This is a genomic window from Paraburkholderia acidiphila (assembly GCF_009789655.1).
Classification (GTDB): Bacteria; Pseudomonadota; Gammaproteobacteria; order Burkholderiales; family Burkholderiaceae; genus Paraburkholderia; species Paraburkholderia acidiphila.
The window spans coordinates 1226369-1239253 of the sequence record NZ_CP046910.1 but is presented as its reverse complement, the minus strand read 5'-3'; the positions used below and the strand labels follow the sequence as shown (position 1 = coordinate 1239253).

10 protein-coding genes are annotated in these 12885 nt (G+C 66.5%); 5 read left to right on the top strand and 5 right to left on the bottom strand.

Translation table 11 applies throughout. The annotated features are described in order from the left end of the window. Positions 1–38: 38 nt before the first annotated feature. Positions 39–1088: an aldo/keto reductase gene (locus FAZ97_RS20155; protein ID WP_158760185.1), complete on the top strand. Its 1050-nt coding sequence runs from the start codon at positions 39–41 to the stop codon at positions 1086–1088. Positions 1089–1166: 78 nt separating this feature from the next. Here the strand turns inward: FAZ97_RS20155 and FAZ97_RS20150 are convergent, their stop codons facing one another. Then, complete coding sequence (locus FAZ97_RS20150; RefSeq protein WP_158760184.1) at positions 1167–1514, bottom strand: BON domain-containing protein; 348 nt, start codon at positions 1512–1514, stop codon at positions 1167–1169. A gap of 336 nt (positions 1515–1850) precedes the next feature. On the opposite strand from FAZ97_RS20150, the gene FAZ97_RS20145 reads away from it, so the two are divergent. Together FAZ97_RS20145 and FAZ97_RS20140 are read left to right on the top strand one after the other, a co-directional pair. After that, positions 1851–3392: an RNA polymerase factor sigma-54 gene (locus tag FAZ97_RS20145; protein ID WP_158760183.1), complete on the top strand. Its 1542-nt coding sequence runs from the start codon at positions 1851–1853 to the stop codon at positions 3390–3392. A gap of 261 nt (positions 3393–3653) precedes the next feature. Then, positions 3654–4229 carry a TetR/AcrR family transcriptional regulator gene (locus FAZ97_RS20140; protein ID WP_233271707.1) on the top strand — a complete coding sequence of 192 codons (576 nt, stop codon included), beginning with the start codon at positions 3654–3656 and terminating at the stop codon, positions 4227–4229. Here FAZ97_RS20140 and FAZ97_RS20135 read toward each other — a convergent pair. Together FAZ97_RS20135 and FAZ97_RS20130 are read right to left on the bottom strand one after the other, a co-directional pair. Next, positions 4199–5563, bottom strand: a complete 1365-nt coding sequence (locus FAZ97_RS20135; protein ID WP_158760181.1) for a cation:proton antiporter — start codon at positions 5561–5563, stop codon at positions 4199–4201. The two genes, FAZ97_RS20140 and FAZ97_RS20135, sit on opposite strands and share 31 nt — an antisense overlap. Positions 5564–5869: 306 nt before the next feature. Then, positions 5870–6697 carry a DUF72 domain-containing protein gene (locus tag FAZ97_RS20130; protein ID WP_158760180.1) on the bottom strand — a complete coding sequence of 276 codons (828 nt, stop codon included), beginning with the start codon at positions 6695–6697 and terminating at the stop codon, positions 5870–5872. Positions 6698–6881: 184 nt separating this feature from the next. Between FAZ97_RS20130 and FAZ97_RS20125 the strand changes: the two genes are divergently transcribed. Then, positions 6882–7286: a transposase gene (locus FAZ97_RS20125; RefSeq protein WP_158760179.1), complete on the top strand. Its 405-nt coding sequence runs from the start codon at positions 6882–6884 to the stop codon at positions 7284–7286. Positions 7287–7330: 44 nt separating this feature from the next. On the opposite strand, the gene FAZ97_RS20120 is transcribed toward FAZ97_RS20125, so the two are convergent. Beyond that, positions 7331–9127, bottom strand: a complete 1797-nt coding sequence (locus FAZ97_RS20120; RefSeq protein WP_233271706.1) for a bifunctional aminoglycoside phosphotransferase/ATP-binding protein — start codon at positions 9125–9127, stop codon at positions 7331–7333. Between the two features lie 77 nt (positions 9128–9204). Between FAZ97_RS20120 and FAZ97_RS20115 the strand changes: the two genes are divergently transcribed. Next, positions 9205–10182 (top strand): acetyltransferase, encoded by a 978-nt coding sequence (locus tag FAZ97_RS20115; protein WP_158760178.1) that lies wholly within the window; start codon positions 9205–9207, stop codon positions 10180–10182. Positions 10183–10209: 27 nt separating this feature from the next. Here the strand turns inward: FAZ97_RS20115 and FAZ97_RS20110 are convergent, their stop codons facing one another. After that, positions 10210–12645, bottom strand: a complete 2436-nt coding sequence (locus tag FAZ97_RS20110; protein ID WP_158760177.1) for a phosphoketolase family protein — start codon at positions 12643–12645, stop codon at positions 10210–10212. Positions 12646–12885 lie beyond the last annotated feature (240 nt).

The window sequence follows — 12885 nt, the reverse complement described above, 5'->3', positions numbered from 1 at the left end:
GCGTTGGCTTTTCCCTCGAACCACGACGGAGTCACACCATGCGTTACAACACCCTGGGCCGCACCGGCCTGTTCGTTTCCGAACTCTGCCTCGGCACGATGACCTTCGGCGGCGGCGCCGGTATCTGGAACCAGATCGGCGATCTTCAGCAGTCCGACGCCGAACGTCTCGTTGGCCGCGCGCTGGATGCCGGCATCAATTTCATCGATACCGCCGACGTCTACTCGCAGGGCGTATCCGAACAGATCACCGGTCAGGCGCTCAAGAACCTCAAGGTCCCGCGCGAACAGGTCGTGCTCGCGACCAAAGTATTCGGCGAAATGGGCTCGTCGCCCAACGAGCGCGGCGCCACGCGCTATCACATCATGGATGGCGTGAAGGCGAGCTTGAAGCGGCTGCAGGTCGACCACATCGACCTCTACCAGATTCACGCCTTCGATCCCGTCACGCCCATCGAGGAGACGGTGCGCGCGCTCGATACGCTCGTACAGCAAGGCCACGTGCGCTATGCCGGCGTGTCGAACTGGGCGGCCTGGCAGATCGTGAAGGCGCTTGGCATTGCGCAGCGGGAGGGGCTCGCGCGCTTCGAGTCGCTGCAGGCCTACTACACGATTGCGGGGCGGGATCTCGAACGCGAACTCGTGCCGATGCTGGAAAGCGAAGGCCTCGGGCTGATGGTCTGGAGTCCGCTCGCAGGCGGACTCCTGAGCGGCAAGTACGGACGCGACCAGCAAGGCGAGGCGGGCAGCCGACGCACGACCTTCGACTTTCCGCCCGTGAATCGCGAGCGCGCATGGGACTGCGTGGACGCGATGCGGCCGATCGCGCAGGCCAAAGGCGTTTCGGTTGCGCAGATCGCGCTCGCGTGGCTGCTGCATCAGAAGGCGGTGACGTCGGTGATCATCGGCGCGAAGCGCGTCGATCAACTCGACGACAACATCGCCGCGACGAAAGTGAAGCTCAGTGTCGAAGAGCTGGGCGTGCTGGGCGAGGCGAGCGGGTTGCCTGCGGAGTATCCGGGCTGGATGCTCGCGCGCCAGGGCGAGCAGCGGCGCGCGCAGCTCAAGCAATCGCGCCAGGAAGAATGAGGCAGAAATGAGACGCGCCGGCGGTGCAGGCCGCCGGCGCGATCTGGTCGGACTCTTGTCCGGCTTGTCGACGGCCCGTCAGCTCGCCGCCGAGACCTTCAGATGGTTCTTCACCGAGGTCACGCCCGAGACGCCTTCCACGACCTGTTTGGCGTTGTCGCGGTCCTCGGCGCTCGGCACCGTGCCCGTGAGCGAGACCACGCCCTTGCGCGTCTTCACGTGGATGTGCTCCGACTTCACGTTCTTCGCGCCGAGCAGTTCGGCCTTGACCTTGGTCGTGATGGTTGTGTCGTCAACGTGCTGGCCCACGGATTCCGAACTGCCCGAAGGCGCAGTGCTGTTCGTCGTGGTCTGCGCACCGGCCATCAGTGCGAACGTCATGCAGGCGGCGCCAGCCGCGGTCTTGAGGATCAGGATGCGCTTCATGGCTACTCCCTTTCTGGTTGTGGTCACGGCTTTCCTCCGCAAGGTGCGTGCCTCGCCGCATCCATGCTCGCGCAGCGCGCCGTTGCAAGACCCCTGGCAGTGACCGGAGCCGACCACCACGCGGGATCGCTGCCGCTTCACGCGACCACGGTTTTCCCCGCCGGCGCGCGCAACAATTTTTCCGCACCTTTGTAAAAATCTCCATCGCGGGGTCGGAAAAGAGGCCGGCACCCCCCTGTTGCAAGCGCCGATCCCGTTTCAAAACAGGGTGTTGTAAAAACTGGCATGGCTGTTGCATGAGAGGGCTACCACTCAATTCAACAAAACGGGATTGCCATGCCTTCCATCGCGTTACACGCGCGCCAGCATCTGGCGCTCACGCCGCGTCTTCAGCAGGCGGTGAGGCTGCTGCAACTGTCGTCGCTCGAATTCCAGCAGGAACTGCGCGAAGCGCTCGACACCAATCCGTTCCTCGAATACGTTCCGCCCGCCTCGGAAACCGGCGAGGCCGCCGAAGCGGCCAATGGCGCTGCGGGCATCGGCTCCGCGGCGGCGCCCGCGGCCGAAGTTTCCGCCATGGCGACAGAAGGCGCGGGCGCGGCTCTCGAATCCGGCCTCGATGCCGGTATGGGGCAGGACGCGTCGCCCTATGGCGAAACGTCGTACGCCGAGAGCAGCTACAGCGACGAAGGCTCGGGCTACACCGCCGAGATGCCGACGCCTGGCGCCTTGCGCACGTCGAGCTATCGCGGCGGCGAAGACGGCGATTCCGAGGCTTCCGACTGGGTGCGCGTGCCGGTTACGCTGCGCGAGCAGCTGCATGAAGCGTTGCGCCTCGCGCCGCTCGAGGACCTCGACCGCATCGCAGCGCAGGTCGTGATCGAGGCGCTCGACGACGACGGCTATCTGCGCCAGGACCTGGCCGATCTCGCCGATGAAGAGGGCGGCGGCGACACGCTCGACGAGGACCGTCTGCGGGTGGCGCTGCGCGTGGTGCAGACGCTCGATCGCCCTGGCATCGGCGCGCGCTCGCTCTCCGAATGCCTCGCGCTGCAGCTCGCTGCCATGCCCGAGGACACGCCGCATCGCGAACTGGCGACGCAGATCGTCACGCAGCATCTCGAACGCCTCGCGCGCCGCGAGCACGGCGAGCTGCAGCGCCAGCTCGGCTGCGACGCCGTTTCGCTGCAGGCCGCGAGCGCACTGGTGCGCCGCCTCGATCCGAAGCCGGGCAACCACTATGGGCGCGCGGACGGCGGCTATGTCGTTCCCGATGTGATCGTGCGCCAGGTGCGCGGCAAGTGGGTCGTGAGCGTGAACCCGGCTATCGAGCCGCGCGCGCGCATCCACAAACTCTATGCGGAGATGTTCGCGCGCTCGGACCAGACGAGCCGCTCGCCGCTCGCGCAACAACTGCAGGAAGCGCGCTGGCTGATCCGCAACGCGCACAAGCGCTGCGAGACGATCCTGCGCGTGGGCGAGTGCATCGTCGCGCGCCAGAAGGCGTTCTTCCAGTACGGCGAAATTGCGCTGCGGCCCATGCTGCTGCGCGACGTCGCCGACGAACTGGGCCTGCACGAATCGACCATTTCGCGCGCCACGGGCAACAAGTACATGGCCACGCCGCGCGGCATCTTCGAGTTCAAGCGCTTTTTCCCGCGGGAACTCGAAACGCGTACGGGCGGCACATGCTCGGCGGCAGCGGTGCGCGCGCTCATCAAGGAAATGATCGACGCCGAAGATCCGCGCGACCCGCTTTCCGACGTGATCCTCACGCAGGAACTCGAAAAGCAGGGCGTGCAGGTGGCGCGCCGCACGGTCACGAAGTATCGGCAGATGATGAAGCTGCCAGCGGCGGAAATGCGCCGGCAGATTTGAGGAGGTGCGCGGTTTCATCCGCGCACCAGTAGACGGGGGGGAGGTCGGCGGCGCGTGACCGGCGTGACGATACCTAGGCCAGCACGTATCGTCACGCGCGCCGCTTTAACGCACGCTTTAACGCATTGTGGGCGGGTATTCCGGGCAGTCGATAAAATACGAGCCATTGCTCATATTCGGCGCCCGTTCCCCTTTCCCACCATGACTCAAACGCCACGCGGCAAAAGCCGCACCACGCCGCTAGACGCGCGCAAGCGGCCGATGCAGCGACGTTCCGCCGCCACAGTCGACGCGATACTCGAAGCCGCCGCCCGCATGCTCGAAAGCGCGGGCCTGGCCGGCTACACCACGAACGCCATCGCTGCGCGCGCGGGCGTGAGCGTCGGCTCGCTCTATCAATATTTTCCGAACCGCGACGCGCTCACGGCCGCCTTGATCGACCGTGAGAGCGCGCCGCTCCTTGCCGAGGTCGATGCCGCCGCTGCGGCGCCGAGCTGCGAGGCGGCGTTGCTCAGACTGATTCGCGCGGCGGTCGCGCATCAGATGCGGCGCCCGGAACTGGCGCGTCTGCTCGATTTCGAGGAGCGGCGACTGCCGCTTGGCGAACGCGACGCACGCGTGAGCGAGCGGATTCACGCGGTCCTTGTCGGTGCGTTCGGGCTCGCCGACGCGCCGCGTATCGACGACCGGCGCACCGCCGCGCTCGACGTGATCGCCATCGTGCGCGGTATGGTCGACGCGGCGGGCGAGCGCGGCGAAACCGACGCTCCGGCGCTGGAGGCGCGCGTCACACGCGCAGCGATCGGCTATTTGTGGCGCACCGAGCGCGGCGCGTAGCGTAAGCGGCCTTGTTTGCCTGCGCCGGCGCGCGGGAGCTTGGCGCATTCTCCGGTGGTGTGCTGCGTGATGCCGAGCCATCGCGCAACGCGCCCTAACGTGAGGCCGTTGCACAGCAGATTCAGCAGCACGAAGGCAGCGGCCATGGCGGCAGCGAACGCGCGGGTGTCGGGCGAAAGCGCGTCGTTGCGCGCGACGCATACCGCGAGCGTAAGCGTGACGGGGCCGCGCACGCCGCCCCAGGCGATCAGCCATTGATGCGCGCGCGGAAGCGGCTCGCAGATACCCAGGCGGCTCAGCAGCGGCAAGAAGATCGTGAGGATGCCGAAGCGGCTCAGAATGGCGGCCACCAGTGCGAGTGCGAGCGGGAGCATGTCGCGCATATCCAGCTTGTGCAGCAGACCAGGGACGTGCGCGGACGCGAGCAGAAAGACGGCGGCGGAGGCGATGCCGGCCTGGTACGTCCATAGCTGGCGAAACAGCGCCTGGCTCGCGGCGGGGCGGCGTGTTCGCATGAGCCGGTTGGCCGCGAGACCCGCGCACACGACAGCGGCCACGCCGGAAACGTGAAGCCAGCGTTCCGCTGCGGGATAGAGCAGCGTGGGCAGCGCGAGCGAGAGCGCGTACTCGGAAAAGGGCAGACTGCGCAGCGCGCTGGAAGCGGTGACGAAAAGCGCGCCCGCGAGCGCCCCGAACGCGCAGCCGCCGACGAGTGAAACGAGGAAGGCTGCGAGCGGATGGCCGTGCATGTGCGCAGCGGAAGGCGCGAGCGCCAGCGCACTGGTGAGGAGTGTGGAGATGGCGATGGCGGCGGCGTCGTTGAGCAGGCTTTCGCCCTCGATCAGCCGGATCAGGCGTTCGGGCGCGCCACTGTTGCGAAAGAGCCCGATTACGGTGGAAGGATCGGTCGTGCTGACGATCGCGCCGAGCAGCAGACACACGATCAGGCTCTCGCCGCTGCTGATCCACGTGGCGAGGCCAACCGCTGCCGCGGCGGCCACGACCGCGCCGATCGCGAGCAAGAGGATCGGCGCGAGATCGGCGAGAAGACCGCGCGTATCGACCTGCAACGCCGCTTCGAAGAGGATGGGCGGCAGGAATATCCAGAGATAGGCCTCGGGCGGCAGCGATGGCGTGAGGAATGGGATGACGTTTGAATCCGTGAAGCCAGGTGCGAAGTGAAGCAAGGCGAGGTATGCGGTGCCGAGCAGTACGCCGGCGCCGGTCAGGCCGAATGAATCGGAGAGGCGAAAGCGCTGTGCGGCGGCATGGCAGAGCGCGATGAGGAGCAACAGGGTGCCGGTACGGATGGTGAATTCGATTGCGGTTTGCAAAGGCGGGAAACTCCGAGGTGCGGCTGGGCGGCTGGGCGGCTGGGCGACTGGGCGACTGGGCGACTGGGCGGCGGGAGCGTGCTGGAGGGCCCGCAGCGTATCGATGCAGTATCTCGCTGCGATGCAGCATTGAATAATGACGTATATCAAACTCTCGCTGACGGAGTCATTACTACACCATTACAGGGTTTTACGAGTCGGATCAGGTGCGATGATGGTCTCTGCTGGCCCCCAAAAGACGCCCACGCACGGCAATAGCGCTTTTTGGGGGGGCGATGGCAGCGGCTCCGCCGGAGCCGTGGTCAGCTAGTTGGTGCCGAGACGCTCGATCAGCCCCATGGCTGCCGCCGGGTTGCGTTCCTTGAAGCCGCTGATGACGTACAGAAACACGTCGCGGCCCGCCTTCGCGGCGAGCGGCTTTGCGTAGGTGGCGAGATCGCCCGGGGATTCGCCGCGCGACCAGGCGAGCGCACGCCTCGCCCAAAGGTCGAGGTCGGCGGGGGCATAGCCCTGCGGGTGTTCCTGCGCGGTTCCCATGATGCGGGCATAGACGAACGGCGCACTGGCGTCGCCGATCAGCGGGTAGCTGGAGTCGCCGGAGACGACGATCGCCGCCTTGTGCTTGCGTGCGAGCGCGACGAATTCCGGCGTGCAAAAGCTTGCGTCGCGCACTTCGAGCGCATGGCGCAGCGGACGGCCTTCGGCCTCGTCCGGCAGCAATTCGAGGAATCGTGCGTAGTCCTCTGGATCGAAGCGTTTGCCTGGCGTGATCTGCCAGTTGATCGGCCCGAGCTTGTCGCGCAGGTTCAACACACCGCCGCTCAGGAAGCGCTCAATCGTGGCGCCGGCCTCGGCCAGCACGCGGCGATTCATCGCAAAGCGCGGGGCTTTTAGCGAGAACACGAAGTCTTCGGGCGTTTCGTCGTGCCAGCGCGTAAAGCTTTCCGGGCGCTGCGCGCCGTAGTAGGTGCTGTTGATTTCCAGCGTCGAGAGATGGCGGCTCGCGTACTCCAGCTCGCGGCGCTGCGCAAGTTCGCTGGGATAGAACGCGCCCCGCCAGGGCGCGTAGATCCAGCCGCCCACACCGACGCGAATCCGGCCGTGCCGGTTTTTTGAACTGGATGAGGGCGCCATCGGAAATCCGCCATCGAAGCCGCGATGGCGCAGTGTAGCGCAGCACAGGGGACGGCCGCCGGTTAGCGCGCCGGGTCCCGAATTGCGAAATCATCTCGATTTTTAAGCATAGTCCGATATTTTCTTGTGGGCTGTGAGGCTACTTTAGTCATGTTGTGTCAGATAACCTCACAGGGACCATCAGATGTCTTCCCGCATATCTCCGGAACTCACCGATGCGCAGTGGCGCAGCATCGAGCCCATGTTTCACGAAATCCGCGTTGACGGCCGTCGCCGCGGGCGCCCCGCGCACAATCCTCGTCTCGTCTTTGCCGGCATCCTTTGGGTCCTGGCCACTGGGTCTGTCTGGTCGAAGTTGCCCGAGCAGTATCCCGATTTCCGCACCTGCCATCGCCGCTTCAAGCTGTGGTTCGACGCCGGCCTCGTGCATCACGCCATGGAGCGTTTGTACGGCCAGGAAGGCCTCGCCCTGTGCACGGCAATGGCCTCGCGCATGCAGCCGTGGCGCGCGCCGGTTGGCCGCAAGCCGCGCTATCCGGTGGCGTCCACGCTGCGCTGGCCGCTCGTGCGGCCTTTCGTCGAGCGATAAGTGCGCAGGGCGCCGTGGCGGCGGATGATGAGTCCGCCGCAGCATCAAATCTCCCCATCCTCCGCACGCATGCGCGCGAACAGCGGCGCCCACCATGGCTCGCGCGAGAAGGCCTCGATTTCCACGTCGGTGTTGAGATCAACGGTGCGCTGCCGCTCGCGCGCATCGAGTGGGTCCGCTTGCGCGAACTGCATGGCAAGCACGTCGGTGCCGGCGTCGGAAGCGTCGCGCGGCCCGCGAGCGCGGGCATTGACGCGCTCGGCGAGCCGCGCTTGCGGCGCGTGAAAGTACAGGATCAGCATTGGCCGGTTCAGCTCGCTCGCGAGCGCCGCGAAGCGCGCGCGGTGCGCTGCCTTGAGAAACGTTGCATCGACGATCGCGGTGTAGCCCGCGTTCAGCACGTCGCGCACGTGGGCGACCAGGCGTTCGTAGTGGGCGTCGAGTGCGGCTTGCGTGTAGGTGCTTGCCGGCAGCGCATCGAGCGCGGGTGGCGCGAAGGGTTCGACACGCTTGCGTTCGAGATCGCTCGATACACGGATCGCCCCGCTCAATTCGGCCAGCGCACGGCTGGCTACTGACTTACCCGACCCCGAAAAGCCGTGGCACAGCAGCAGCCAGGGCGCGGGTTCGCGCATGACGTGCGCTTCGCTTGCCGCGCACGTGAGGTAGCGAGCGACGTCGCCGCCGCGCGCCAGCGCGTCGTGCGATGCGTGCGACCCCGCTTTGAGTTGTGCCACGAGCGCCCGCACCAGCGCGCGATAGACGACATAAAGCCGCAACGCGGCGAGCCCCGCGAAATCCCCCGTGGCTTCGAGGTACCGGTTGAGCAGACGGTGCGCGTACGGCATGCTGCCGTGCGCGCGCAGATCCATCAGCAGGAACGCAAGATCGCAAGTCACGTCGATCCAGCGCAGCGCGTCGCTGAACTCGATGCAATCGAACATCAGCGCGTGTCGTCCGTGCCGCACGATATTGTCGAGATGCAGGTCGCCATGGCAGGCGCGTACGAATCCGTTTGCGCGCCGGGCGTCGACGTGCTGCGCGAGGCGCGCGAGTTCGCTTTCGCAAGTCGCGCGCAGCCCGGCGCGCGCTACGGCGTGCGCAGTGCGCGCATCCGCTTCGAGGGGCGCGAGCGCCGCAAGCACCTGCTCACGCAGCAGCGCCGCCGAGCCGAAGCGTGCAGCGGGTGCCATGGGCCCGTGACCGGCCCGGCGTGCATGGCGATGGATCGTCGCGAGCCTGGTTGCGGCTGCATCGATATCGGCCGTGTTCAGTTCGCCGTTCGAGAGCAGGTTCGAAAACAGCAGGCACTGGTCGAAGCGGCGCATACGAACTACGTAGTCGACAATCTTTACGTTGCCGCGCGTGCCGCGCCTGAGCTTGCAACGCCGACCGTCAAAAAATAGCGCACCGGTGTCGCGATAAATCGGTCCCGCGAACGGCGCATTCAGACGAATCTCAGCGTCGCAGCAGCGGAGTCGCGCATCGAGTCGCACAAAATTGACGAAGCCGAAATCGACGGGCTTCATGATCTTGTACGCGTACCGCCCAGCGAGATACACCACGGAAATATGCGTTTCGATGCGCACGATCCGCCCGGCCGGGTGCGCGTAGGTCGAGGCGCGCGAGAGCGCGGCGTCCACGAGGCGGCTGTGGCGCCGGGCCGCGCGCTGACGGTTGGAGACATGGCGTGAAAGCGGCGTGTCGGACATCGGCGTACCTCGCGTGGGAATGAAGGTGTACTGGGCGAGAATCGTCGCAACCAGCATACACGCGAGCCAACCCGGGAAGCCCGTTGCGCGGCACCTTACGGCCTTGATCGAAACGGCCTGCATAGGCATCGGCGTATTGCAGCTTTTGTGCAATCCGGCGAGGCTGCGCGATACTGTCAAGTTCAACCTAACGGGATTTCGGAGACATGGCGCATTTCGACGTATTCAACGGCGACGCAGACGGCATCTGCGCGCTGCATCAACTGCGGCTCGCAAGACCGCGCGAAGCGACGCTCATCACCGGCGCGAAGCGCGATATCGCACTGGTCGAGCGCGTGCCCGCGCAGCCCGGCGATTCGCTCACGGTGCTCGACATTTCGTTCGACGTGAACCGCAAGGCGCTCGCCGCGCTGCTCGCGAAGGGCGTCGCGGTCGAATATTTCGACCATCACCACGCGGGCGACCTGCCGATGTCCAGGAATCTCGTCGCGCATATCGACACCACGGCGCAGGTCTGCACGAGCGTGCTTGTCGACCGGCACCTCGCTGGCCGCTACCGGCCCTGGGCGATCGCGGCGGCCTGGGGCGACAATCTGCCCGACACGGCACAAGCCCTCGCGAAGCAGGCCGGGCTGGACGCCGCGCAGACCGCACAGCTGCGCGAGCTTGGCGAGTCGATCAACTACAACGCCTACGGCGACTGCGTCGAAGATCTCGTGATCGCGCCGCTCGATCTGTATGCGGCGATGAAGCCATATGACGACCCGTTCGGTTTCATCGCCTCGGCGCCCATCGTCGGTCAGCTCGCCCGTTGCCGTCACGACGATCTCGAACTCGCCCAGGCCATCGCGCCGCTCATCGCGTTGCAGTACGGCAGCGTCTGCGTGCTGCCCGACGAGCCGTGGGCGCGCCGGGTGCGCGGCGTGTTTGCCAACTTGCTCGCGAACGAGGAGCCCTCGCGCGCCCACGCGGTGCTGAGCGTGAACGCCGACGGCAACTATGCGGTGAGCGTGCGCGCGCCGCTCACGGAGCCGCGCGGCGCGGATGAACTCTGCCGCGCGTTCCCCGGCGGCAACGGCCGGGTGGGCGCAGCGGGCATCGACTGCCTCGAATCGAACCGGCTCGACGCGTTCGTTAGCGCGTTCGCGCGCGTGTTCGGCCGCACGAAGCCGGCTTCGGCCTAAACGACCCAACGCGTCAATGACCCGCCACTAAGCCTTTTCGCCCCCGCCCTGCGCGTTGCGCGCCGCTGGCCAACGCCAGTCGCGGATCTCGGGCATGTCGTCGCCGTACGCGTCCACGTAGCGACGGTGCGCGGCCAGCTTGTCGTGCAGTGTCTGGCGCAGGTGCGCTGCGCGCTGCGCGAGGCCGTCCACGCGGTCGATCACGGCTTCGCACAGGTGGTAGCGGTCGAGCCGGTTGAGCACGGTCATGTCGAACGGCGTGGTCGTCGTGCCTTCTTCGATAAAGCCGTGCACGTGAATGTTCGCGTGATTCGCACGCCGGTACGTGAGCTTGTGGATCAGCGTGGGATAGCTGTGGTGCGCGAAGATCACCGGCTTGTCGGTTGTGAAGAGCGCGTTGAAATCGGCGTCGGGCAGGCCGTGCGGATGGCGGTCGGCGGGTTCGAGCGTCATCAGGTCCACCACGTTCACCACGCGGACCTTCAAATCGGGCAGGCAGGTGCGCAGCAGGTCCACGGCGGCCAGCGTCTCCATGGTCGGCACGTCGCCGGCGCAGGCCATGACCACGTCGGGCTCGCCGCCGTCGTCGTTGCTCGCCCATTGCCAGATGCCGATGCCGTCCGCGCAGTGGCGAATGGCGGCGTCCATGTCGAGCCATTGCGCCTGCGGCTGCTTGCCGGCCACGATGATGTTGATGCGGTTCCAGGTGCGCAGCACGTGGTCGGTCACGGCGAGCAGCGTGTTGGCGTCGGGCGGCAGATACACGCGCACCGTGTCCGACTTCTTGTTCACCGCATAGTCGATGAAGCCCGGGTCCTGATGGCTGAAGCCGTTATGGTCCTGGCGCCACACGTGCGAAGTGAGCAGATAGTTGAGCGAGGGCAGCGGCCGCCGCCACGGAATTTCGCGGATCACCTTCAGCCACTTCGCGTGCTGGTTGAACATCGAATCGATGATGTGGATGAACGCCTCGTAACACGACATGAAACCGTGTCGCCCCGTGAGCAGATAGCCTTCCAGCCAGCCCTGGCAGGTGTGCTCGGAGAGGATTTCCATCACGCGGCCGTTGGTGGCGAGCTGGATGTCGTCGGGCGTGAACTCGGCGAGCCAGGTGCGCGACGTCACGTCGAATACGTCGCTCCAGCGGTTCGAGGCGGTTTCGTCGGGCCCGAAGATGCGGAAGTTGCGCGTGGGGTCGTTCACGCGCATGACTTCGCGCAGGAACGCGCCCATGACGCGCGTGGCTTCGGCATCCACCTGGCCGGGCGCCGGCACGTCCACGGCGTGGTGCTCGAATGGCGGCACGCGCAGTTCGCGCACGCGGCCGCCACCGTTCGAACGCGGGTTCGCGCTCATGCGTTTTTCGCCTTGCGGCGCGAGCGCGGCGATGTCGGGCACGAGGCGGCCTTGCGCGTCGAAGAGTTCTTCGGGCTTGTAGCTGCGCATCCAGCTTTCCAGCAGCGCGAGGTGTCCCGGCTTCGAGATGTTCGCGAGCGGCACCTGATGCGAGCGCCACGAGCCTTCGGTTTTCTGGCCATCCACCGTCTTCGGACCGGTCCAGCCCTTGGGCGTGCGCATCACGATCATCGGCCAGCGCGGGCGCACGTAGCCGGGCGGCAGGTTGCCGTGTTCGTCGGCGACTTCGCGTGCGGCCTTCTGAATGCGCGCGATCTCGTCGAACGCCTTATCGAACGCGGTAGCCATCAGACGATGCGCCACTGCGGGTTCTTCGGCCTCCACGAAGATCGGCTCGTGGCCGTAGCCCTTCATGAGCGAGGCGAGTTCGTCGTCGCCGATGCGCGCGAGCACCGTCGGCCCCGCGATCTTGAAGCCGTTCAAATGGAGAATGGGCAGCACCGCGCCGTCGGTGGCCGGATTGAGGAACTTGTTCGAGTGCCAGGCGGTAGCGAGCGGACCCGTTTCGGCTTCGCCGTCGCCCACCACACAGGCGACGATCAGATCCGGGTTGTCGAACACCGCGCCGTAGGCGTGCGAGAGCGCGTAACCGAGTTCGCCGCCTTCGTGGATCGAGCCTGGCGTTTGCGGCGCGACGTGGCTCGGAATGCCGCCCGGAAAACTGAACTGCTTGAAGAGCGCCGCCATGCCTTCCTCGTCGTGCGGCACGTTCGGCCAGGTCTCGCTATAGGTGCCTTCCAGCCAGGTGTTCGCGACGACGGCCGGGCCGCCGTGCCCCGGCCCCGCGAGAAATAGGATGTCGAGATCGCGCGCGTTGATGATGCGGTTCAGGTGCGTGTAGAGAAAATTCAGGCCCGGCGTCGTGCCCCAGTGGCCGAGCAGGCGCGGCTTCACGTGCGCGAGCTGCAGCGGCTCGCGCAGCAGCGGATTGGCGAGCAGATAGATCTGGCCGACCGAAAGATAGTTGGCGGCGCGCCACCACGCGTCCATGCGGCGCAGCAGGTCGTCGGAAAGCGGCGGGTGGGCAGGGGTGTCGGTAGCGTTCATGCGGGGCTCCGGTTGCGCGGCGGCGAAAGACGGACCGAGGCGGACTGCGCGCGCGGCGGCGCATGCCGGGTGCATGGCCAGGCGGTGGCGCCTCGCGGTCCTGTGGGATTCGTCTTATGTTGCCACGATCGCGCGCTGCGCCACGCCTGAATGTCCCGCGGCTGGGAGTCGCGTCGAGCGGTGAAGTTGCGGTGCAGCGCGCGATGCGCGACAGCCCGCGGCCCGATTGCATAACATGGT

Excerpts from the sequence above, each read along its gene's own strand:
- FAZ97_RS20155 (WP_158760185.1), top strand. The coding sequence starts at position 39 with ATGCGTTACAACACCCTGGGCCGCACCGGCCTGTTCGTTTCCGAACTC.
- FAZ97_RS20150 (WP_158760184.1), bottom strand. The coding sequence starts at position 1,514 with ATGAAGCGCATCCTGATCCTCAAGACCGCGGCTGGCGCCGCCTGCATG.
- FAZ97_RS20145 (WP_158760183.1), top strand. The coding sequence starts at position 1,851 with ATGCCTTCCATCGCGTTACACGCGCGCCAGCATCTGGCGCTCACGCCG.
- FAZ97_RS20140 (WP_233271707.1), top strand. The coding sequence starts at position 3,654 with ATGCAGCGACGTTCCGCCGCCACAGTCGACGCGATACTCGAAGCCGCC.
- FAZ97_RS20130 (WP_158760180.1), bottom strand. The coding sequence starts at position 6,697 with ATGGCGCCCTCATCCAGTTCAAAAAACCGGCACGGCCGGATTCGCGTC.
- FAZ97_RS20125 (WP_158760179.1), top strand. The coding sequence starts at position 6,882 with ATGTCTTCCCGCATATCTCCGGAACTCACCGATGCGCAGTGGCGCAGC.
- FAZ97_RS20120 (WP_233271706.1), bottom strand. The coding sequence starts at position 9,127 with ATGCCTATGCAGGCCGTTTCGATCAAGGCCGTAAGGTGCCGCGCAACG.
- FAZ97_RS20115 (WP_158760178.1), top strand. The coding sequence starts at position 9,205 with ATGGCGCATTTCGACGTATTCAACGGCGACGCAGACGGCATCTGCGCG.
- FAZ97_RS20110 (WP_158760177.1), bottom strand. The coding sequence starts at position 12,645 with ATGAACGCTACCGACACCCCTGCCCACCCGCCGCTTTCCGACGACCTG.